Origin of the sequence: Sporosarcina sp. NCCP-2716 (genome assembly GCF_023707985.1) — a bacterium.
In the GTDB taxonomy this organism is placed as follows: domain Bacteria; phylum Bacillota; class Bacilli; order Bacillales_A; family Planococcaceae; genus Sporosarcina.
Map to the genome: position 1 here is coordinate 19,990 of NZ_BRCF01000014.1, position 23,430 is coordinate 43,419.

General features: G+C 47.4%; 21 protein-coding genes. 3 read left to right on the forward strand and 18 right to left on the reverse strand.

Annotation, left to right across the window (positions count from 1 at the left end; translation table 11 throughout):
* The 12 genes from NFU03_RS15420 to NFU03_RS15475 all read right to left on the reverse strand — a co-directional run.
* On the reverse strand, window positions 1-916 hold a 916-nt coding region (locus NFU03_RS15420; RefSeq protein WP_251640013.1), incomplete at its 3' end, for a PTS ascorbate transporter subunit IIC.
* 33 nt (window positions 917-949) lie between these two features.
* Complete coding sequence (locus NFU03_RS15425; RefSeq protein ID WP_251640014.1) at window positions 950-1,216, reverse strand: PTS sugar transporter subunit IIB; 267 nt, start codon at window positions 1,214-1,216, stop codon at window positions 950-952.
* A gap of 14 nt (window positions 1,217-1,230) precedes the next feature.
* Window positions 1,231-3,318 (reverse strand): BglG family transcription antiterminator, encoded by a 2,088-nt coding sequence (locus tag NFU03_RS15430; RefSeq protein ID WP_251640015.1) that lies wholly within the window; start codon window positions 3,316-3,318, stop codon window positions 1,231-1,233.
* A gap of 307 nt (window positions 3,319-3,625) precedes the next feature.
* The gene (locus tag NFU03_RS15435) at window positions 3,626-4,645 is read right to left on the reverse strand and encodes an ABC transporter ATP-binding protein (RefSeq protein WP_251640016.1); all 1,020 of its coding nucleotides are present in this window, start codon (window positions 4,643-4,645) and stop codon (window positions 3,626-3,628) included.
* A gap of 3 nt (window positions 4,646-4,648) precedes the next feature.
* A complete protein-coding gene (locus NFU03_RS15440; RefSeq protein WP_398290562.1) occupies window positions 4,649-5,632 on the reverse strand; it encodes an ABC transporter ATP-binding protein in 984 nt (327 codons plus the stop codon).
* Entirely contained in the window at window positions 5,629-6,828 is a 1,200-nt protein-coding gene (locus NFU03_RS15445) for an anhydro-N-acetylmuramic acid kinase (protein ID WP_251640018.1), read from the reverse strand. The genes NFU03_RS15440 and NFU03_RS15445 overlap by 4 nt, the downstream gene beginning before the upstream one ends.
* Before the next feature lie 17 nt (window positions 6,829-6,845).
* Window positions 6,846-7,673, reverse strand: coding sequence for an ABC transporter permease (locus NFU03_RS15450; RefSeq protein ID WP_251640019.1), 828 nt, complete (start codon window positions 7,671-7,673; stop codon window positions 6,846-6,848).
* Window positions 7,674-7,706: 33 nt separating this feature from the next.
* Entirely contained in the window at window positions 7,707-8,657 is a 951-nt protein-coding gene (locus NFU03_RS15455; protein ID WP_309296279.1) for an ABC transporter permease, read from the reverse strand.
* A gap of 69 nt (window positions 8,658-8,726) precedes the next feature.
* Window positions 8,727-10,280: an ABC transporter substrate-binding protein gene (locus NFU03_RS15460; RefSeq protein WP_251640021.1), complete on the reverse strand. Its 1,554-nt coding sequence runs from the start codon at window positions 10,278-10,280 to the stop codon at window positions 8,727-8,729.
* A 13-nt stretch (window positions 10,281-10,293) separates the two neighbouring features.
* Window positions 10,294-11,334, reverse strand: a complete 1,041-nt coding sequence (locus NFU03_RS15465; protein ID WP_251640022.1) for a serine hydrolase domain-containing protein — start codon at window positions 11,332-11,334, stop codon at window positions 10,294-10,296.
* Between the two features lie 14 nt (window positions 11,335-11,348).
* A complete protein-coding gene (locus NFU03_RS15470) occupies window positions 11,349-12,206 on the reverse strand; it encodes a MurR/RpiR family transcriptional regulator (protein ID WP_251640023.1) in 858 nt (285 codons plus the stop codon).
* Between the two features lie 312 nt (window positions 12,207-12,518).
* Entirely contained in the window at window positions 12,519-13,127 is a 609-nt protein-coding gene (locus NFU03_RS15475; RefSeq protein ID WP_251640024.1) for a competence protein ComK, read from the reverse strand.
* Window positions 13,128-13,830: 703 nt separating this feature from the next.
* Between NFU03_RS15475 and NFU03_RS15480 the strand changes: the two genes are divergently transcribed.
* The 3 genes from NFU03_RS15480 (at window position 13,831) to NFU03_RS15490 (ending at window position 15,598) form a co-directional block, all read left to right on the forward strand.
* Window positions 13,831-14,313, forward strand: coding sequence for a sigma-70 family RNA polymerase sigma factor (locus NFU03_RS15480; RefSeq protein ID WP_251640025.1), 483 nt, complete (start codon window positions 13,831-13,833; stop codon window positions 14,311-14,313).
* 546 nt (window positions 14,314-14,859) lie between these two features.
* Window positions 14,860-15,033, forward strand: coding sequence for a Zn-dependent hydrolase (locus tag NFU03_RS15485; RefSeq protein WP_251640026.1), 174 nt, complete (start codon window positions 14,860-14,862; stop codon window positions 15,031-15,033).
* Window positions 15,020-15,598: a Fic/DOC family protein gene (locus tag NFU03_RS15490; RefSeq protein WP_251640027.1), complete on the forward strand. Its 579-nt coding sequence runs from the start codon at window positions 15,020-15,022 to the stop codon at window positions 15,596-15,598. Before NFU03_RS15485 ends, NFU03_RS15490 begins: the two co-directional genes overlap by 14 nt.
* Window positions 15,599-15,713: 115 nt before the next feature.
* Here the strand turns inward: NFU03_RS15490 and NFU03_RS15495 are convergent, their stop codons facing one another.
* From NFU03_RS15495 to NFU03_RS15520, 6 genes are all read right to left on the reverse strand, one after another.
* Window positions 15,714-17,816 (reverse strand): hypothetical protein, encoded by a 2,103-nt coding sequence (locus NFU03_RS15495; protein ID WP_251640028.1) that lies wholly within the window; start codon window positions 17,814-17,816, stop codon window positions 15,714-15,716.
* Between the two features lie 456 nt (window positions 17,817-18,272).
* Window positions 18,273-18,800 carry a GNAT family N-acetyltransferase gene (locus NFU03_RS15500; RefSeq protein WP_251640029.1) on the reverse strand — a complete coding sequence of 176 codons (528 nt, stop codon included), beginning with the start codon at window positions 18,798-18,800 and terminating at the stop codon, window positions 18,273-18,275.
* 166 nt (window positions 18,801-18,966) lie between these two features.
* The gene (locus tag NFU03_RS15505) at window positions 18,967-19,860 is read right to left on the reverse strand and encodes a restriction endonuclease (RefSeq protein ID WP_251640030.1); all 894 of its coding nucleotides are present in this window, start codon (window positions 19,858-19,860) and stop codon (window positions 18,967-18,969) included.
* Window positions 19,861-20,055: 195 nt separating this feature from the next.
* The gene (locus tag NFU03_RS15510; protein ID WP_251640031.1) at window positions 20,056-21,072 is read right to left on the reverse strand and encodes a lysozyme inhibitor LprI family protein; all 1,017 of its coding nucleotides are present in this window, start codon (window positions 21,070-21,072) and stop codon (window positions 20,056-20,058) included.
* 114 nt (window positions 21,073-21,186) lie between these two features.
* Entirely contained in the window at window positions 21,187-22,755 is a 1,569-nt protein-coding gene (locus tag NFU03_RS15515; protein WP_251640032.1) for a hypothetical protein, read from the reverse strand.
* 51 nt (window positions 22,756-22,806) lie between these two features.
* A complete protein-coding gene (locus NFU03_RS15520; RefSeq protein ID WP_251640033.1) occupies window positions 22,807-23,295 on the reverse strand; it encodes a zinc ribbon domain-containing protein in 489 nt (162 codons plus the stop codon).
* Window positions 23,296-23,430 lie beyond the last annotated feature (135 nt).

Consider the following 23,430-nt stretch of genomic DNA (forward strand, 5'->3'; position numbering starts at 1 on the left):
CCGGACAGTCTAATGCTGGTTTGGCATTCGGTACCAGCTTATCTGCAATCCCTTTGAATGCCGGCACGATTTCTCCAAGGAGCATCCGGACACCCGCCAGGATGATATACACACCTGCCGCAAATGTCAGCCCCTGCATGAAGGAGAAGACTAGGAAGTTCTGTCCTCCGCTCAATTCAGACTCAACAAAGGCAGGTCCAGCGAATCCAGCTACCACGAAGAATAAGAGAACCATTGTCAGAGAGACAGCTACAGACGTATCACGTAAAAAGCTCAGTGACTTCGGTACTTTAAGCTCTTCAGTGGATTTGGAGCCTTTGCCGACCAATATACCGACCCATGCGGATACGAAATAACCGAACGAACCGAAATGACCGATGGCAAAGTCATCTGAACCTGTGATTTTGCGGGTGAATGGCTGCAACATAGCTGGAGAGAGTACCATGAGTGCGCCCAGTATAATCGATCCTAATACGACCATCCCGATTCCGGACATGCCACCTGTCTTTAAGATGACCGCAATCATGCAGGCCATGAACATCGTATGGTGGCCTGTTAGAAAGATGTACTTAAACGGTGTCAAACGGGCAAATGCGATATTGACTATCATCCCGAACAGCATGATCATCGCCGTTTCCGTTCCGAAGCTCTCTTGAGCCAAGGCGACAATTGCCTCGTTGTTAGGAATTACGCCTTCCATTGCGAAAGCATGGTCGAACATTCGGGAAAACTGATCCAGCGACAAGACAAGGACATTTGCTCCAGCACCTAGGATGACAAACCCCATTACGGTTTTAAGCGTACCTGATACTACATCGCCGGAATTCTTTTTCTGAGCAAGCAAACCGACTAAGGCAAATAACCCTACCAAGATTGCCGGCGTCCCCAAAATATCGTTCATCACCAAATCGATCACGTTCTTACCTCCTCTGTCATTTTCCAATTCACCTTACAGATTGTTTTCAAGCGCCTCCCTCAGTTCTTTTTTGTCCATGATGTTTCTGAGCATAACGATATTCTTCTTACCATCTTCCAGGTTGCCGACAATGTCTTCCGACCCGATATACAAGTCGGCCTGTTCGGTTTTAGCAGTCGTCAAATCCGTATGGGAGACTTCCGCTTCTTTTCCTAAGTCTTTCAGGATCGACTTTGCATTCATCTCAACAATCATACTGCTGCCTAATCCGTTTCCACATACGACCAATACTTTTTTCATTTGAAATTCCTCCATTATGATATGATTTTAAGAATATCCTCCGGAGATTCCGAAGCAATCATTGCGCTCAACTTCTCATTATCCGAAAGCAGATCGGATAATTGAGCCAGTGCTGTTAAATGCGTTTCGTTATCAACCGCCGCTAATACAATGATCAGGTGGGCCTGATGTTTTTCGAGTTCTGAAAAAGCTACAGCCTCTTTCAAGTGTAAAAGACTCATCCCTACACGATTCACTCCGCTTTCAGGCCGTGCATGCGGCAATGCCATTCCAGGCGTCAAAACGATGTATGGTCCCAACTCTTCTACATTGCTGATCATAGCATCCACATATTCAGGCTGTATGGCACCATTCAAAAGCAATGGCTCGCTGGCATAGCGGATCGCTTCTTTCCAGTCTGTTGTTCTTTCAACGAATTGTACTGTCTCGGCAGTAAGCAAGTCTTGTAGCAAGGGACGTTCACCTTTCTTCCTATCAACAAATGATGTTTTTACCAAATTAGCAAGCGCTTCCTTAAGACCTTCTACATCAAAGATCTTGGCGTGATCTCCTATAGTTTCCATCAGCAATTCCACATCTCGGTCAACTGACTGTTCCGAGAATAACCCCGAGAATTCTGCTAATATCCTCGACTTGTCATTGTTTGAAAGAATAGCCGGCACCTGAATTACAGGAATTTCATCATGTGTTACTGCAGGATCCGCAGTGAAGATAATGTCTGCGTCAATCTTCTGCGATAAAAAGCCCCGAACCGGCATAGTCTTCGTAACATGAAGGCCGTCAATCAAATCCTCGATTTGCTTTCGGATCATCGTAGAAGTACCGATTCCATTTGCGCAGACAACAATCGCACTGTACTGTGTGCCAATTTTCTTTTCCTCTTTCGACAACCATCCGCCAAAGTGCAGGGCGATATACGCTGCTTCCTCATCGGGAACTTCTCGGCGCAGGTGCTGTTCTAAGTGTTCGACTACTTGCCGGGTGAAATTGTAGATATCTGGGTAATTCGTTTTAATATCTTGTACGATGGAATCCGTATATGGAACGTTATACTTCAGTCGATAATAAGTAGGTTTGATATGCGCCAGCAAGTTTCGTTCCAGCTCATCTCTTCTGTCAAAAACCACGCAAGCTTTCAACTGAAAGTCCGTCACCATCCGATGGACTACATACTTGAGATCCTTAAGTTCTTTTTTCGAGTAATGTGCGGGATGATAGTGGCTGACTTTGTACTCTTGAAGCTGCCTTGCAAGAAAAGACACTTCCTCTTCGGGCACGTAGTCTTCAACAAAAGCGGCAACGGCGTTTGCCATTTTCATCGCTGCACTGTGATAACTCGTTTCTTTCAAAATTGATATTTCTTCTTTGTCAATTACCGCGTAATCGCCCAATCGGATCCGTTCACTCATGACGATCAGCTGAATGACCAGCAACTGCAGGTTTTCCTCCGTTAACAGCAAGCCCAATGAGCTTTCAGCTATTGCAACCTGCTTTCTGAATGTTCCCTGTGCATCTTCTCTTTGCAGAAGGAAGATCATCCTGCCGAGCGAAGGAAACCTATCCACCTGTCGCTGCAGCTTATATTTGAATTTTATTTTGTATAGGAACAATGCCAAAAGATCGCGTTTGTGCACTTCGTCCCCATCTACGACATAACCCTTCTGGTTTCTGTATACCAGTGACATTTCTTCGCCTGTTAGCAGCTCTTTCACTTCCTGCAAGTCACTGAAAACAGTCCCTCTACTGACTTCCAGATTTCCAGTCAGGATTTTCATGGAAACGGGAGCAGCACTCAGCAACAGCTCCGCGAGAAGGATTGCTGTCCGTTCCTCTTTTGAAAAGTAGTAGTCCTCGTTCACTCCCTTCAAGACGCCAGAATCACGTAACTTTTCTTTCGCAGCTGCAGGTAAGCAATAGCCTTCTCCGTAGATAGTCTGGATTAGGTCACAGCCTCGACTTTCCAGCCAGTCATTAGCCAAGGAGATATCGTATAAGACGGAACGTTGAGAAATACCTACCCTGGAGGACAACTCTTCTTTAGTAACAGGACTAGCGGCAGCAGTGAGAATGGACAACAATTGTACACGCCGTTTATCTAACATGTATCCCTATTCCCTTCCCTTTTAACAACATATGTGATGGAATCAGCTTCAGTCCTAGATTACGCTCAATCCCCATGAATTCAAAGTTAAACTTATGTAATTTTCAATGTTGCACATTTGTACTGACAATCATTCTGTATACGAAACTTAGGGTTCTTCGGGTTGGACAGCCGATAGCTACAATCTCTTTTATAAGCGATTTGTTTAACAAAAAAGAGTGTCGGCCAAGAATGGCCAACACTCCCTCTATGCACTTCAAATCAAAAGAGATAGTTATCGATCTGCCTCTGCGGAATCCTTGGTCAAGTTAACGAAGAGAACCAACTAAATCAGGAACCTCCCCAGCCTCTTCCACCCGATCATACAAATGACAAGCTACAAAATGATCCTCCTTCACTTCTTGGAAAGCGGGGTTTTCTATCACACAACGTTCATGGGCTTTCGGGCAGCGAAGGCGGAAAGGGCAGCCTGAGGGCGGGTTGGCGGGATCCGGTACGTCGCCTTTCAGGATGATCCTCTCTTTTTTCTTGAAAGGATCCGTCGAAGGGATGGCGGACAGCAGGGACTGCGTGTACGGGTGCAGAGGGTTGTCGTACAGCTCCTCCGTATCGGTCATCTCCATCATTTGGCCAAGGTACATGACGCCCACCCTGTCACTTACGTGCTTCACGACGTTCAAATCGTGGGAGATGAACAAGTAGGTTAGGTCCAGTTCTTCCTGCAGGTCCATCAGCAGATTCAGGATCTGCGCTTGGATGGAGACGTCCAGGGCAGATACGGCTTCATCCAAGATGACCAATTCAGGTTTGAGGATCAAGGCACGGGCAATGCTTATCCGCTGGCGCTGTCCGCCGCTGAATTCGTGGGGGTGCCGGTCCAGCTGCTCTTTTGACAAGCCTACTTTTTCAGCAATATCGCGCACAAGCTGTTCTGTCTCCTTCCGACCTGCCAACCGGTGTGTCAGTATAGGCTCCCTCAGCAGCTCCCTGACAGACATTCTCGGGTTCAGTGAACTGTACGGATCCTGGAAAATCATCTGAAGATCCTTCCTCAGTCTTCTGAAATCCCTTTTGCTATAATCCAGCAAGTCATTGCCTTTGAAGAGCACTTGGCCAGCCGTCGGTTCCTGCAGGCGCAGAATCGTCTTTCCTGTCGTCGACTTGCCGCAGCCGCTTTCGCCCACCAGCGAGAAGGTTTCCTTCGGATGGATGGAAAAGCTTACGCCGTCCACGGCCTTGACATAATTCGTTGTTCTGCGGAAAACGCCACTTTTTTGAGGGTAATACTTCTTCAATCCTTTGACCTCTAAAATCGCTCGGTTCTCCATAGCTTAGTCCTCCTCTCGATGCAAAAAGCACTTGCTACGGTGATCATCTTCTACTAGGTAAAATGGAGGGTCTTCCTTGACGCAGATATCCATCACGTGAGGGCATCTGGAAGCAAACCTGCACCCCGTTTCCTTCGTTTCCGCCGGGGTCGGTACATTTCCCGGTATCGAGTACAGCCGCTTCCCTTTTTCCCCTAATGAATTGATCGAGCTGAGCAATCCTTTTGTGTAAGGGTGCTGAGGGTTTCTGAACAGGTTTTTGACGGTTGTTTCTTCGACCAGTGTGCCTGCATACATGACGGCAACCCGCTCACAAATTTCCGCAATTACCCCGAGGTCATGTGTGATCAGGAGAATGGACGTATCGTAGTCATTGGTCAGGTCATTCATGAGATCGAGTATTTGCGCCTGGATCGTCACGTCCAGGGCGGTTGTCGGTTCATCCGCTATGAGCAACTTCGGTTTACAGATCAGCGCCATCGCGATCATGATGCGCTGGCGCATGCCGCCTGATAATTCATGCGGATACTTTCTCAGAAGCTGCTTCGGCTGAGCGAAACCGACTTTGTCCAATATTTCAATAGCCATATCGTCCATCTGTTTTTTTGAATACTTCCCGTGGAAGCGCAGCACCTCTTTGATCTGATGTTCGATCGTAAAAAGAGGGTCCAGTGCCGTCATCGGCTCCTGAAAGATCATGGAGATTTCTTTTCCACGGATTTTCAAGATCTCCTTCTTCGACATGGCGGCAAGATTCAAGTCATCATTCAGCAGAATCGACCCTTCACTGACTTTCAGCACGTCGGGCAGCAGCTGGAGAATGGAAAGGGAAGTGAGGCTTTTGCCGCTTCCCGATTCCCCTACGATGCCGTACTTCTGTTTTTTATCGATCGACAAACTGAGGTTTTTCACTACGTTAACTGATCTCTTTCCCACCTTCACATCGATGGACAAATCCTTTATTTCCAATAAAGAGGCCATGCTCATTCCTCCCTGACTGCAATCATCCGTTCAAGCGCTTCGGGCTGGGTGTATGAGATTTTCCCCATGATGACAGAGTGATCAGCCCCAGTGGCAGACGGAAGCTGGTTATATTCACCTTTCAGGCATTTGTAGCCCAATAACGCAAACCCGATTGCCTCCTTCAAGTCACTTGAGATTCCGTGGTCCTCATGGATGCTTACTTTCACACCCGGCAAATGATGAGAGATCCGTTCCAATAAATAAGGGTTATAACTTCCTCCCCCGCCCACGACCACTTCATCCAGCCCATCGCCTTTTTCCATCAGGAAGTTCTTATAGCTGTCTGTTATCGTCACAGCCGTCCACTCACTGACTGTCGCCACAAGGTCATTTGCCGCGAGGTGGCCGAATCCCTCGAATATCCGGTCGACAAAGTGGGCGCCGAACACTTCCCTGCCTGTCGTCTTCGGTGGTTCGACCTGCAAATACTCATGCTCGTTCAGGAACGCCAGCAAGTCTTCGTTGATCACACCCTGCTTCGCGTATTGTCCATCCTTGTCATAGGTCTCTGCCTGATCGGTCACCCGATAGACGACTTCGTCAATAACCATATTGCCCGGTCCCGTATCGAAGGACAGAATCTGCTCGCGCGAGGCGTTCTTCGGTATGTAGGTGACGTTTCCGATTCCTCCGATGTTTTGGATGGCCATTGACTTGCTGCCGCCAGTAAACAAGAGGTAGTCGATATAGGAGGTAAGCGGAGCACCATGTCCGCCAGCCGCCATATCCGCTGTCCTGAAGTCTCCGACGACCGCAATCTTAGTGAGATCCGCAATGACTGAAATGTCACCGATCTGAAGGGTATTCGCCTCATCCAGCGGTCCATCCCCCTTATATGGCTGATGGAAGATCGTATGGCCATGTGAACTGATGAAGTGAATATCGTCACTCGTGTAATCCGATTTCTTCAATAGGTTGTTGACTGCTGTTCCGAACTTTTTACCAAGATGAAAGTTCATGGAGCTGATGCTTTGCAGATCAGACGTTTCCTCCGTGGAAATCCTGAGCAGTTCCTTCCGCTCTTCCGGCGTATACTTCGTTTCGATGGAACCCAAAGTTTCGACTTTCAATTCACCTTGTGGTTCGCTGATTTCCACTAACACTGCATCTATCCCGTCAACCGATGTACCCGACATTAAGCCGATTGCGCGTATACTCATTCTCTAAACACTCCTTATTATTTGAGTTGGGGGTCAAGGATGTCCCGTAAGCTGTCACCGAATAAGTTGAAGCAGAAAATGGTGAAAACAATGGCGCCCGCAGGGAATAGAATTGTCCAGGGAGCGAATTCCATGTAGGTCCTGCTCGCATTCAGCATGACACCCCATGACGGATTCGGCGGCTGGACGCCGAGACCCAGGAAACTCAGAGCCGCTTCCGTGAGTATGGCTCCTGACAGTCCGAGCGTCACCTGTACGATGAACGGCGCCATGATATTGGGCGTGATATGCCGGAAGATGATCGTGAATGGGGAGACTCCTATGGCCACAGCGTTTGTGATGTACTCGTTCTCCTTCACACTGATGACGGAGCCGCGTACGATCCGCGTGAACACAGGCATGAACACGATACCGATCGCAATCATCGTGTTCGTCAGACTCGGTCCGAGGACAGCAACAATCGTAAGAGCCAGCAGGATGTCAGGGAATGCGAACAATACATCCATGACGCGCATAATGACCTGATCCACGATGCCTTGGAAATAACCTGCAATCAGACCGAACACCAACCCGCCGATGGCCCCGATGCCGACAGCGATGAGACCGACTTGCAGGGAGACCTTCGCTCCGTACACGATCCGGGTGAAGATATCCCTGCCGAACTCATCCGTCCCGAAGATGAATTTCCCGTTCGGGCTCTGCATCGTATGCTCCGTAAACATCTGTTCCGGTCTGTATGGGGCGATCGCCGGCGCCAGCAGTCCGAAGATCACTACGAGAAGGACACCAATACATCCGATCAGGCCGACTTTGTCATTTTTCAACCTTTTCCAGAAACTCTTCATGTCATCACTTCTTTCTATCCAAATAGAGCTGCTCTATTTGTAACTGATTCTCGGGTCCAAATAGGAGTAGAGCACATCGACCAGCAGATTGATCATCACGAAGATGAACGCAATGAACAGGACGGCACCTTGCACGACGACAAAGTCACGCTGCGTAATGGCGGTGAGGACAAGCTGCCCTAATCCCGGCAATGAGAAAATCTGCTCGATGATCACAGTACCGCCTAATAACGTCCCTATTTGGAGGCCGATGATGGTGAGGATCGGAATCATCGCGTTCTTCAGAGCATGCTGGAAGATCACCACTTTCTCTTTCGCACCTTTTGCACGGATGGTCCTTATGAAATCCTGCCGCAGTATCTCCAAAATGGAGGAACGGGTCATCCTCATCACTGCACCCGCCATCGATGTACCGAGAACAATAGCCGGCAGAATGATGATCTCAAGGTTTTTGATTGGGTTTTCAAAGAAACCGACATAACCGACAGGAGGACTGTATGAGAAGAACAACGACAGAATCAGGATGAGCACTGTTGCCAATGCAAACGTCGGGACCGATACGCCTAATAAGGAAACGACCCGCAGGCTGAAATCCGTCTTGCTGTTCCGTTTCGTTGCCGCGATGATCCCTAATGGAATCGAGATGATCCACGAAATCACTGCCGCTATCAAAGTCAATTCGAACGTCAGCTTGAATCGGTTCAAGATGTCAGGCAGCACCGCTTTCCCCGTCCGCATGGATTCCCCAAAGTCGCCGGTCAGCACACCGCCCATCCAGTTCAAATATTGCTGGTATAACGGAAGATCCAGACCAAAGTTTTCACGCAGCTGTTTCAATGACGCCGGTGTTGCGTCCGTGCCCAGGATCGTCTGGGCGACGTCGCCGGGAACGACCCGCATCACGAAGAATATGAACAGCGAAACCCCGAACAGGACCGGGATAAGCATTAGTATCCGCCTTGCTATATATGTAAACACCTCCACACATCCTTTCCATCAAAATAATAGGACGGTGCTGCCTGAGCAGCACGCGGTCCCATTTGATATTTGACTTTATTCTTTATACGTTTGGTCTATGTCTTCTGCATTGTGTGCACGAGGTGTATATCCTTTAACGTCCTTCCTGACTGCAACGTAACTTTCCGGAGATACGAGGAATAGGTTCGGCGAAAGTTCGAGCAGCTCTTTCTGCGCCTTGTCGTAGATCTCCTTCCGCTCATCTTGGTCTATCGTCCGCTTGCCCTCTTCGACCAGCTTGTCATAGTCCTTGTCGGAGAAGTTCCAGACGTTTGCCGAACCTTCCGTGCTGAAGAAGTAGTTCATTGCTCTGTCAGGATCTGTACCGGATCCGTTCCGGCCGATCAGGATGTCAGCAGTTTTGTTGGACCACGTGTCGATATACTCGCCCCACTCGATCTGTTTGATCTCCGCTTTCACTCCGATTTCAGCCCACTGCTGCTGCAGCAGCTGCGCCGTGTCGACCATGTCAGCATACGTGGATGCTGTTGTGATCGTTGTCGAGAAACCGTCAGGATAGCCTGCATCCGCCAGAAGTTTCTTCGCTTCTTCGATGTTTCTCATATACAATTCTTCGTCTTTCACGTCGATTGCCCAGTCACCCATTGCCGGTGTGATAGGTCCTGTAATAATCGCTTTTCCGTCCCACACCACTTTTGCAATGCTCTCCCTGTCAGTTGCGAGGCTCAGAGCCTGTCTGACTTTCTCATCATTGAACGGTTTGTTCTCCGTGTTGAAACCGACATAACTGTATTCCAGTGACTGATAGTCTTTGATCTCCACATTGTCGTCTTTCTCAAGCAGTCCGGCAGACTTCGACGTCAGTGTCGTCATATCGATTTCACCTGTACGGATCGCCGACAGCCTGGCTGCTTCCTCTTTCATCGTGTAGTATTCCAGACGATCCAGTTTCGGTGTGTCTTTCACGTGGTAGTCCTTGTTCTTGATCAGCGTCACACTGTTATCCGGCACCCATTTCTCGAAAACAAATGGTCCCGTACCGACAGCCACCTGCTGCAGGTCTTCATTCTCTTCCACTACCTCTTTCGCTACGACTGCGGCACTCGAATTCGTCAAATTCGTCAGGAACGTCGCATTCGGTTCCTCAAGCTCGAACTTGATCGTATTATCATCCATCACTTCGATACTTTTAATGTCTGCAAAGTAAGAGCTGATATGGGAAGCTGTCTTTTCGTCCATGATCCGCTCAAAGCTGTATTTGACGTCATCAGCGGTCATTTCACGGCCATTGTGGAACTTCACACCTTCCACCAAGTTAAAGACGTACGTTTTGTCATCCGGCTGTTCCCAGTCACTTGCAAGCTGTCCGACCAGTTCCATGTTTTCGTCGAATGTAACGAGACCTTCGTAAATTTTGGAATAAATCCTTACAGACGAATGGGCAGGAGTCTTATGTGGATCCAGTCCAGCAGGTTCCTGGTCGTTAGCGATTTTCAGCGTCTGCTCTGCATCGGATTTGCCCTCTTTTCCGTCTTTCCCGGAACTATCGGAAGACTTGTCATCAGAACAGGCTGTCGCGAAGACCAACAGAAGAATCATGAGGAACGGAAGCATCAGTTTTTTATACATCGGTCATTCTCCTTTATAATTGTTTTAAGATCTCGTTAAAGAGTGTCTTTCTGAATGGATTAATATTTTTCGGTTCGCTGACATGGAGACGATTCGTCAGGAGGCCGACGACCAGATTCCGCTCCGGGACAACCCAAAGGGCAGTGCCGGTGAATCCCGTATGGCCAAAGCCTTCCGGGAAAGCCTCTCCAAAGTCCCATCCCAATCCCCTGTCTCCGACTTGACGGCGTAAGGAGACGTCCAGGACATCACTGGAGATAAATGCCTCATCCGTATTGCTGAGATAGAGACTGCCGAGCGCAACTAGATCATCAACATCCGAGAATATCCCCGCATGACCTGCGACACTATCGAAGTAATAGAAGCTGTTCCCATCATTCACCTCCCCAACTATCGGTTCACTTTCATCACGCCACCCATCGAATTGCAGACTGCGTGCAGTGCACATACTTTTCTCAATGCGATTCCCAAATTCAGTTGCCGCTATATTTTCGACACCCGAAGGATTGTAGGTGACTGACGGCATTCTTAGCTGATCGGCGAAATAGCGTTCAACTGCGTCATCTAATGACATCCCCAGTGTCCGTTCGATCACTTTTCCAAGCAGCATGTAATTCAAGTCACTATAGAGCGTCTCGCCATCTGCGGATGACTTGAGCTGTATGTCACCCAGTATGTCAAAAAAGTTCTCATCCCCTTTTGTATAGAAAGGGTACCAGGCCAGTAAGCCGCTGCTGTGGGTAAGAAGTTGATGGAGCGTAATACCTCTCAGTTCCCCGCTGTCCCCTGCTTCCGGCAGGCATTCTTCGAGAGTACTGTGTAAGGAGAGCCAGTTATCGGAGATCAGCTTGAGGATGAGGGTGGACGTGAATAGCTTCGTGATGCTGGCCAAGTCGAACATCGTGTCCACATTGCACTCTTCTCCCAAACGACTGTCACGGATTCCGAAAGCTTTCTTGTAAACACTTTCTCCATTCACGGAAACACCGCATACCGCCGCGGTGAAGAAACCGCTTTCAATATGCTCGTTGACAATGCCTTCAATATTCATCATATGTCTATCACCCCCTACTTCCGACTTTTGATTACCTCTCTCGTACTATTCAGCGACTCCACTGAGTTATCCCAGTCATTCGATATCATCCCCATGAAGATGATATCGACTACGCTGAGCTGAGAGATTCTGGAGGCAGTCGCCCCGCTCCGTATACTGTGCTCCGTAGGTGATGCGTAAAGCTTAATATCTGCCAAGCCCTGCACTTTGTTGTTTCCATACCTTGTCAGTGAAATGATCGGCACATTCCTTTTCTTGGCAACCTGCATCGCTTCCACGATCTCCTTCGTTTCTCCCGAGTAGGAAATCGCCAAGATGACGTCCGACTCCGTCAAATGCACGGCTGTCGTAAGCTGCGTATGGCTGTCTGTCAACGCTTCACACCATCTGTTGATGCGCTTGCATTTCTGCTCGAAATCCATCGCAACGATTGCAGACGCCCCTACCCCTAATACAGCTATCCGGTTAGACGACAAAATCAGTTTAATGGCCGCTTCCATAGCAGGCAGATCGACAAGTGAAATCGTGCTTTTTATCGACTGCATTGTATTATGGTAAACATAGTCAACTATGTGACTCAGCTCTTTGTTGGCGGACATCTCGGCATAGAATACCTTTCCTTCTTCCAGGTGGTTGTTCAGTGCCGCTGAAATACCTAGCTTCAAGTCATGATAGCCCTTAAACTGCAATGCCCGGCACATCCGGATGATGGTCGCCTCACTGATGTTGGCGTTCATGGACAGCTCAGCTATCGGCATGGATAAGACCCGTTCAGGATCATCTAAAATATACGCTGCCACTTTTTTCTCTGAGGGACTGAGAGAATATAATCCCTGCTTGATCCGTTCCAAGGTATTATTCAAGGCACTCATCCTTACGCATGAAGTATAACTACAAAATTTTCTGTAAAGTTATAGTTAAACTCCATGCTAATCCAACAATTTGGAAATGTCAATGTAATTTTCGTACTTATCTAAATACTGAAATGTTCTGCTGAATTATAATATGAATTGCTTGCAATGCAATTTCACTCATGTGATTTTGTTATACACCAATTTCTGTGCAGCCCTCCAAATAGGATGAAGACCATTAACTCGCTTCCTCACCCTTACTTGTTTGCTCCCTTATGCATCCGACTCAAACTAAAAACCCCTCACCCATAAAGGCAAGAGGTCCAATCTCTTTCAATATTGCTTCTTCTGCCGTTCAGCAACATAGAACACTTTGTCTGTCACTTCATAGTTCAAGCCCTCGTCTTTCTGTACATAGAAGGCTTGGTCGGTCCGCATGGCTTCCCGGATAATCTGTTCATCCCGCCTGTCCAGCCCGCTGCGCAAATTGCGACCTTTTCCCATGCTGTTAGCAAATACATTTCTGCTGCAAGGGACATCGTAGACATTACCACTTTTCATGACAACCGTCGTGATGTCCGCCTGTTTCGGCAGATAGTGCCACACTTGCAGCTTGTTCACCCAGCCGCGTACCGGAAAGCCGGGCCACTTGATCGGTATCAGGTACATACCATGCTTCCGGCTGATCATGACCGGCGCTTTGCTGCGCGATCCGAGAATCAGTTCGGCACTGTCCCGCGCGCCTCTCAGGCTGGACCCCGCAAGCCGTAAGTTCAATTCGACAAGCTCATCCGTCGACAGAGCAGCTTCCCTCCCTTGTGCAGTCCCCAGTATCATCGTCACTAATTTCTCTGCCTCATTAAAACGCGGTATGAGAATTTCCAGTTTTGTGGTCAGTATCAGCTGATCATCGTATTGCATTTCCTTTAGGTTATATTTCATCCATATGATCCCCCTTTTAATTGTTTAATTGATATCGAGACAAAAAAAGGGGTATACTTGCCGTAGGCAGGTAACCCCTGCGTATTATCCCCGAGTGAGTCTCCCATGACTTTTACACTCGGGGATTCTTTTTGTCCCTGGCCAATCACTCACCTCCTTTCAGATGAAAGCAGTCAGAGGTCTGGTAATGCCGACAGCTTTCCAGCAACAGACTTTTTCACTAAAGACGTCCGGATTCGAGAAGGTATATTCTTCTCATACGGTAAACCTATTGTCACACAATTCTTCCAATATTTTTATTATATCCATACTATTAGGAATTGTCTACATAAAAATTAACTGCGTTCTCCTTCTTCCGTTTCACTTTCTCGCCTACTTGTGTTCCCGCAAACCGTGCCGGCTGTCCGGGCTCATCGGCGATGCATTCAGCAGTTACGATCCGCTCCAGTCAGGAACGACCTTCCGCGTTTCCAGCCCTCTCGCAATTTCATTCTTTCCTACGTCTCCGCATCCTGAAAATCGATAAAAATACATTCATTCTCCAATTATCCACCCACCAAATCTCACAAACACCCGGGCATTCCTTAAAAATGCCCCAGCCATTCTTCAAAAACGCCGATTCGTCTTCTGTCTCCACCTCTCTTATGATTAACTCACCCAGGGAATACAACGCGTCGTGCACGGCCTGAAAAGGTTGGGTATCATGAGTCATTTTGAAGAAGTATTGGAGCAGTACGAGCCGATGATTTCGTCGATCATCCGCAAACTGAATATATACCGGGAGTTCGAGCAATTTCGCCAGGCAGGCCGCATCGCCCTTTGGCAGGCGTGGAGCAGGTTCGACGAAACGAAGGGGGATTTCGCGCCCTTTGCTTACCGTTCCATCTACGGCGCGCTGCTTGACGAACTGAAACGCGAGACGCGGTTCAGCGATGTCCATGTGCCTGCGGAGGACGACCTGCTGGAGTACGCCAGCACGGACACCGACGGTCACACATCCGCATTAAGCCGGCTGGAAGATGTGCTGCTGAACCTGACGACCGCCGAGAAGGAGCTGCTCATTCTTCTATATGAAGATCGTGTGACGCAGACGGCCTGCGCTGCTCATTTCGGGATATCGGTGGCGGGCGTGAAGAAGCGGCGGGAGCGGCTGCTGGCGAAGTTGCGGGGGCAGTTGGGAAATTGATAGAGTGATGTCTCTAATGGTTAAACCAGCGACAAATTTCTTAAAATCTGGACACGTTCATGACGTAAGTAAGTTTAATCCAATACTATTACCAACCTTGCGATAGCTAGGGGGTTCCTACACTTCAATTAAAAAGGAAAAATCAAAGATGATACGGCCGCGATGCTGCTATTCCTTCCCACGCGTCTGCCTCTTCATGTCAAGACCCAGACTGAGTGGGCAGGCAACGAAACCTTCCCCCAGTTCGTCCGGGCCATGCCGTTTGACTAACATAAAAAGAGAGAACAGCAAAAATCCTCCAACCTACTTGCCGGTTGGAGGATTTTCTTTGTTCCTGCAGATTGTGCCCATTCTTTCAGCAAGTACGGATTCAAGCAGGTAGCGGAGTCACTTCTGAGAAAATGAGACCGTAAAAGAGAGGGAACAGCTACAGCCTCATTTATCGGGGCTGTTTTCTTGTTGCGTATAGCTTTGCTGTAGTGGCACATACTGAATGGAAATTGTATAATGAAAGGAAGGATGTCATGAAGAAGGGGGTTATTGACTGTGAAGGAATTAACGCGGGAATCGAAAGAATTTAAAAGAGTCTTGCACAATCTTCATCTGGAAAACTTGAGTCTTTCTCCCGATATGCAAAAACGAGTTGTTGAGCTGGTTAACGCAAAAGCTCCGATTTCTCCTGACTTGATTAAGGATGTTCTGCGACATGGAAAAGTATAACGAACGAGATAACGACAACTATCTTTTACAACATAACTTACTGGGAATTGATTTCCAAGAGGAGTTGGAAGAAGCTGAATCATTGTCTTTCTCACTACGTGCAGCAGCACTGGAACAAGGAGAATTCACAGTGGATTCTTTTACAGTGAAGGGATTTCAAGACCTGCATTTTTATTTATTTCAGGACATATATCCGTTCGCCGGGGAATTTCGGGATGTACAATTAATGAAGGGAAACACCCGCTTTTGCCAAGTTCAATTTTTAGATAGCTATGCTAGAGATTTATTTCGCGAGCTCAATGAAGAGCCCTCCTGGTTTTCGTTAAAAGAAGCGGCTAACCGTTTAGCTTATTTTAAATCGGAACTCAATATGCTTCATCCCTTCAGAGAGGGAAATGGCAGAACGACACGTATCTATATACGAGCCTACGCGCTTAAGCGAGGGATAGATTGGTCGTATGAAACGATCGATCGGGATAGGTACATGCAAGCCATGATTCAATCGGTAGTGGATGTAGGTGAGTTACAAGAATTACTTATAGAATCGATTAAATACGTTGAATAAAAAATGACCCACCTCGGTCCGCCTTGTGTAGAGGCGTGGTGGGTTCTATTTCATCTTCGCTATTTACACACTTTCCTTTAAAAGCGTCTCCTAAACAGTTTTACTGTCTATAAAGTTACGGCAAACTTTTTATCCTTCGCCATTCATCATATTCATAATAAAAGTCGCTAGTATTCATAGAGGCATAGTGTGTAAGTGTTAAGTTTTCCACAAAAGACTCGGTTGAATTGGAATCATTAATTATCATCAATAATTGTTGCAAAGTAAAGAATGCGCAATCAAAATAAGCATTCCGTAATTCCTCACCTTTGTATTCAATCATTTCTTCAAATTGGTTTTGGATAACTTGAGCGGTCTTACGCAAGTCATTCAACTCATGTTCTCTTTTTGGATCCTCGCTGTGTACGCTTCCTATTGTGATAGTTTCTAGTATGGCGGCTGCTGCTTGTTTATCTGTCATAAATCCATACTCCGTAAATACTACGCTAACTCTATCTATTATTCGGTTGTCATGATTAATGATTGCTTGCGGTTTATTCCTAGACTTTTTTAAGCTGCGCTCCTGTCTCAAGACAATCTGACCATGCTCTAATAATTGAAGCTCATGAGCTCCTAGTTGCTTTTGTGAAGCAATTAAACTTCTTGAAAGATCAACAAACAAGTTTACGCCGTCCCCAGCTATTGCTTTACGAGTTAATGGTTTCATTTTTACTTCCATAAAAACAATTCTTTTCTCTGTCTCTATTACAATATCGCATTCACTGTTGTCTCCATAGAAACCTGTTTTGCACTCAATTCCTTTTGAGCGCATCATATTCATAATAAACTCCTCTAGCGAATATCCCAACTCACTATTGAAATTAGCATGGACATTGCGGATAGAATCGGTAATCGTTTCAAAGAAAGCAAAAGCGCATAATGATGGATTTAACAATACAAATTCATCTTTACTTATTTGAATTAATGGTTTCTTACTAAAATCACTTACACTAATCGGCAATCTATAGTCCTTATTAATCTTTTTTCTATTATGACTGATCACTTTCAATACGCTATCAATGACTCTAGTATCCATTTTGGGGAAGTAAGTGTATAAATCACCGCGTTTTATAGTTTTTGCTTCATACGGCAAAGTAACATCCAAAATTTTCTTCATTATCTTTATAAAGTCATTTAAACTGTAGGGGATTTTTTCAGCAATGGAAGAATCATCAAAGAATTGAGTTAGCAAACCTTTAAGCAAAGAGGGCATGTAATCGGGATTCCACTGCATGAAAGCAATAGTGTGGTCATAGAGCAAGTTATTATGAAGATAATATACTATGTTCTCTAAATCAAAAAACATATTGCTATACATATAATAGTCTTGTATATCCATGATCGAGACATAGGCTTGTGATAATTCTAGAAGCTCTTTAAAACGTTTCTCGAACAGGTTGTTATCTGTGGTGTTATACCTCACATAATTTTTCACGCTAAGCTGTAACAAAAACCCATAGGGATATTGGGAATTCACCTTACGTTTTTCAAGCGTTTCTTTTCTTCTTATCACTCTATACCTTTTCTGTCTTTGATTAAAAGAATAATTCAAAATAACAAATAGCCTGTCGGCAACGTTCGCTCCTCCCAAGCTACACACCAACGATTCAATATCCCGCGCAATTCTCCCGAAATCCTCTGTTTTTATAACTTTGTTTGTAACGCTAATACGGTAGCCACGTTCCTTTAAAAGGATTGCTGATTGTCCAACGATAAATTGCCGAATATGTCTTCGTCTTATCTCAGTCTCAACGTCAAACTTCTTATTATCCAACTTAATTACATCAAGAATTATTGTGACAACCTGATTCCATGCTGCTTTATTTTCTATATTTATTATTAAGATGCCATTCTGCAAATTATCATTCATACGTTGGAGTACTTGATAATATGGCTGGATTTCCATATTATCAACCAGATACTTCATTGCCAAGTGCTCTTCTAAATCTCTTAATTTATTCCGCTGAAATTGCTCCTCGCTTTTTATGGTTTCTTCGAAACGTGCCTTCAAAATTTCTATCACTTTAGTCGAATGTGTGGAAACCGTATATTCAATAGAATGTCGTCTACACACCTCTTCCAAGGTTTCATTTCCGATTTCAGATTCGAATGTACAATTATCAACATAGCCAATAAAAATATCTAAAATCTGATCGATTTCGAGTTCGTTTTTTGACAATCGCTTTGATCCTCCTCGTTAACACCTGTCTCTTTTCGTTTCTTCTTATAACCAGCAGATATAAACAGTTGTTCAGTTTCTCCCCCTGTAAACAACATATTTTCATTTTTAACATAATAGGCTCATTGTAGAATCAACTTAGCCAGGCTCATTGTAAAATCACCTTAGCCACCTGGTCCACTGCCCATATGGAAGTCAGTATTAATTGCCGTTATTGCATGTAGTAAATGAAAGATTAGAAGACCTTGTCCTCTATACACAGCGCAGACTACTATTGTATTGACATGGATTGCATTAGGATGAAAGTGATTGAGAGAGAACTTGCGTAAGTTCTCTCTTTTCTTTCGGAATGACCGGACCGGAATGACCGGACAAAAAACCCATCAGATATCGGATAGCTTTCCCCGTCTGTTCCCGGTCACCTTGTCTTGTGGTAACACATTCCCTCACGACATATTACCGCAACCACTTCAACATAATAGGTGTTTGCCCTTCACCAACGTCCATCATTTCAAACCCGAGTTGGCCGTATAACCTCACCAACCTATTGTTTTTCTGCATTTCCTCATCCGTTAGAGCATCGCTGTAATATCCCGGAGTGAGAGCGACCAGGTCGATACCTATAAATTCAAGATCTGTCACCAGTTTCTTTATAAATTGCCGGCCGATGCCTTGGTTCCGGCATTCCTTTTCAACTGTGATCTTATCAAGGATGAACAGCTTGTCCACCAAGTCGTCGCTGACTTGCGATTTTACAGTTGAAATGATTGCTGCCACATCCCCAGACGCTGAATCCGCTGCGTCATAAGCGTCGTTCCACCCCTGATCAGTATAATATGTCCGAACTAAGTATCCTCTCGTTCGACCAACCTGTTGACGCGCATCTGTATGGTCGTCGTAGATACATGCCGTTGCATCTAACGACAATAAGCCAAGTTCTTCTTCACGCCATGCTGAGTGCTCCACGTGTACGAACGTTTCCATTTTCTATGCCACCTCGTCTAGTTGCTACATTTTTCTTCGAGTAAATTCTATTCAGCCATCGGAAATCTCTATGGGCTGTCCTCATCTGTATGCCCTTACTGTGTCCAGTTGTCTTATATACCGACATTTCAACCACAATGACAAAATGCAACACCCCACCCCAGACTCAATCATCCTCCAACACCATTGCCCAAATCTGTTTCAACGGCAATTCAGCCTTCAGCCAACCTGGCAGTCGGGGATAATTTCTTTGTAAGGCCTCTATGAGATCACCAGCGTCCCAAAGGCGCACTTTAAAGAAGTTGCGGCGGGCTTCTGTTAATACGGCACGGTTGAAGCCGCCCCAGGAAACCAGGAGACCTTGGGTTGCGCCAAACGCATCTAAAGTGCCTAGGAGATTGCGGAATACTACCACGTCGGCAGTCGTATCACTCGATTTGACTTGCACGCAAATACGAGGCGCGTCAAAACCCATGGGACCGGAGCCCACTAAGATATCGACTCCGCCATCCGGGCCTGGATCGGACGGATGTGTGACGAACCCTTCTGCTTTCAAAATCTCATCGACGAGTGTGGTTAAGTCATGACCTTTGAAGTTACGATTGATATGGGCCAGAATTTGGTCTTCCGCATTTTGTTCCACGTCCAAGGCTTCCTCAGTGATCAGTTCCTCGTCACCTATAGGAGCGTTGATAGTGCACTTGTCTGCATGCCGACCTTGCACGATTTTTGCCACCCTGGCTTCCGCCTGATTACGCTGGATTTGGCAGACAGTCATGAAAGCCCCAAACGAATAGAGCAAGTCTTGCTGGAACTGCGTCCGTGGAATATCTTTCTTAATCCACTGTACAGGCAGCGTGTGGTTGGATGAATGAAGATCAGTCCGGTACTGATAACTTCCCGTCACTCGACCGATTGCAATCGCCGCTTGTTGTTTAAGAGGCAGTACTACCATATCTCCTTTTTCAATTCTGTTGATAAATGCCCAGATTTGTCCTACCTTATTTGCTATAGCGCCCTTCTTCTCCCTCACATAGGTCTTTTCAAATAGCGTTCTCAACTCGTCCCTATCTTTAATGGCATAGAGATCCCCTAGTTTACTCTAACCAATAGTGACAACATTCTCGTCAAGTGCCACGTCTTCCTGTTCTCCGTTTTTTCCCGCTCGAACTAACCAAAGTGCCATGTCCATTTCTCCTTTACCAATAGAGTTAAGTCGCTACTAACTTTCAATCGACTCTAAAGTCTCCCCCGGTCACTCCATATACCCCCGCACCAACTCATAGCACCGCTGCTCCGTCTCATATGCCAGCGTTCCGTGATAATTCCGCTCCGCAGCAGCAGTGCCGGCTTTGCGGGCGGCGTCGGCTTGGTTGTCGCGGTAGACGATCCAGTTGCGCTGCTTCTGTCGCAGCGCCTCCATTTCGGATGGGCTCAGCTGCTTCTTCAACACACCGTAGATTTCGTTCAGCATGTCGTCCCAGCGCTTGTAGCGTTCCTGTTCGCCTTGGATCATAAGTTCCGTCAGTCCCTCCGTGTAGAGGTGATCGAGGTCCGACAAGCCCGCTTCGACAGCCGCCAGCTTCTTCATATAGACACCTTGTGTACCGCGGGCTGGTTCTGATGGTTGCTGTGCCGCGGCGGCCTGCTGCTTTTTCTCTTCAGCTGCCCGTTTGTCCGCCTCTTCCTTTTCGAGTCGTTCTTTCTCCTCCGCTTCTGCGAGCTGTCGCTTTTCCGCTGCTGCAATCCGTGTTTTCACTTCTTCCGCATCCTTCTCGAGAGACCGGCCATACGTCTTCCACTCCTCCGACTGCAGCATACTGTCCAACCGGGAGGCAGCTTCTTTCGGATTTCCATCATCGGCCTGTCTTGCTGTCAGGTCCAGATGGTGCAGCAGTCTGTCCGTCTCACTTTGCCCATTCTGCATTTCTTCCTGCAGTTCTTCAAGCGCTGTGCGGAAGATGTTAGGAAGCTTGTCCTGCTTCAGGAGGTCCGCTGCTTTCTTCCCTGCTTCCTGCCAGTTCCCGTCATCTGCCGATTTACGGATCCCTTCAAGTTTCTCCGCCAGTTCAGAGTAGCGGCTGGCGAATTCGTCTTTCGGGGCTTCTTCACGTGCGATATAAAAGGAGTCCCGTGCTTTGTCATACTTGCCGTCCTGCACAGCCTGCTCCCCGCTCTCCATCGCGTTTTCATAGGCTTCCGACGAAGTCCCGCCTGAACAGCCTGCAAGCATGAAAACGACAATCGGTATGGTCAATAATCGTTTGTTCAAGAGATCCCCCTACTTTCCCATGGTAGACATTTCCGAATACCGACTAAAAATCCCCGCCAGGCCACACCTTCCATCGGCTGCCGGACGGGGTCGTGCACCAATTTAAATACGGCGTTACGCCATTCGTCTTTCCTTCAGAAATGCTCCTGCCGACAGACAGACAAGTGCCAGTAGAAACGGTGTGAAGAAAGCGCTGATCAGCGGTGTTCCGACAGTTACATTGGCAGCGAATACTGATGTCAGCTCGAACGCATCGAACAGCGAAGCAATCGCAAGCAATCCGCCATAGAGAGCCGCACTAATGAGAATCGATTTTGCGTTCGCCTTCAACCGGTCGAACAGCCAATACCCCGCTGCCACCAAGATGACGATCGGAATCAGGATGCTGACCTTCGGCATGTACCAAAGAGCACCTTTCAATTTCGAGAGTACGGTGAAATGCTCTTCCATCCCGAACGACGAACTGAAGATCGAGAGGAAATCATTTTTCGATGAAAAGATCGACAGGGAACCGTTCAAAAACGTACCCACCTGTGTAGAGAAATCCATTGCAACCGGCGAGGCATGAGCAAAGTGGATCATCTGCGGAATCATCGCTGTGACGAGCAGGTTTCCAAGCAGGCCCTCCCCAAGTGCCTTGTCCTCTCCGATCAGTATCGAAGTGTTCATCTGGACGTAGATGAAGAAGAATGCGGTCACTGCAAGGGACACCGCTGCAAAGAGTGCAGCCACTGTCACGCCGTATCTCTTCCACTCGGGCAAGATCCGAACAATTTGGCCGGATTCTTTACCGTATTTCACAGCGAACGCCGTGAGCCCTGCAGCAATCAGTCCGATGAACACCGTCTGGAAGATTGAGGATAGCGCGCCGAATGTCAGGTGCGCATCGATCCAGAAATTACCGACACCGACCTGGCCGACTACATAATCCACGTTAGCCACCCATGCACAGATGACGACGAATATGGCGTATGCCACAATGCCGGCTGCCAGCGGTACCGTAAGCGGGTCATTTCCGGAACGCGAACGCCAGCCGATGTACGCACCCATGACAACAAATACGAAGACCATGGCAGCCGTGGCGATGAATAGACCATTCTTCTCTCCAGCGCGGAATGATTCACTATCACTGTATCCGTAGGAATCGACCGCCATATTCGCTGAAACTTCGACGTCCACATTGTTCATGAGGGCTACCGCTGTCGTGATCCCGTAAAGCCGGGGGACATTCAGCTGGATATCATCCGAGTCGAGTGCCTCTTTCTCGATGAACTCACCGCTTCTCAGCATCTTCGCAGTGACCCGTTCACCATCCTGCGCAGCGAGGTCGATCACTTTGCCTTCCATATAGGTCATGGCAGCATAACTGATGACCAGCATAAGAACCGCTGCAATCGCCGCACCGACCAGTCCTATAATCGCAGACCGCCGAATCGGGACATCACCCAACTTCGGGAGGACACGCGCAGCAGCCTGTTCCGTCATTTGTTTGCCAGCATCGGTGAACGGGGCCGCTCCCGGTGCTTTCAGTCGGGTCGTATCCGCTCCGCATGTTCCGCAGTAGGCGGATGAATAGGCGTTCTTCGATCCACAGGAAGAACAGAATTCCAGTCCGCCGCTCTCCGCTTTCCCTACACGTCCCGACCGTAAAAGCTGTCCATCCTTATGACAATAGTTATTCATCTCCTGATTCTCTGTTCCGCATGACGGACAATACATAAGCGAGCCTCCTCGTTAGTTGGATAATGAGAACCCGCAGCAGGGACAGAACGCCGAGCTTTCGGGAATCATCTCTTCACAATGTGTACAAGGCATCTCTGCCACCACTGCTTCTTCTTTCACAGGCAGCGCACCGCCGCACGATCCACAGAACCGATCATCGTCGCTGACCGGTTTCCTGCAATTCGGACATTGGTCGCCATTCGTCTGGGCCTGCTGCAGCAATTCAAGCGATTTCGCCAGCTCATAGATAGTGCGGTCCATTGCGCCAATCGGTTCGGCCAGCTGCAAATAAGCGTTGTCAACGGCCGCCCCCTGACGAATGTCCTTATGTACTGCCGTGCCGAGAGCCAGCAGCTGCTCCATCCTTTTCTGCCGCAATTGGTCCAGCTGCTGACGGATCTGCCCTGCTTCCTGGACAGTGGCCACTTTCTGTTTCCCCTGCCGGATGGTCCCCTGGATCTTATTGAGTCCATCCCCTACTTTAGACTGTAGTGTGCTCAATCGAATTCCTCCTTCAGTTATCGAATATTGTCAAACCATGTACCTAATGGTCTTCATTCACTTATCCATCTCCGTTAATTATAGGCAAATGACAGAGCGTTACAAGGCAATCTCCTAAAATAAATAAAAATTAGC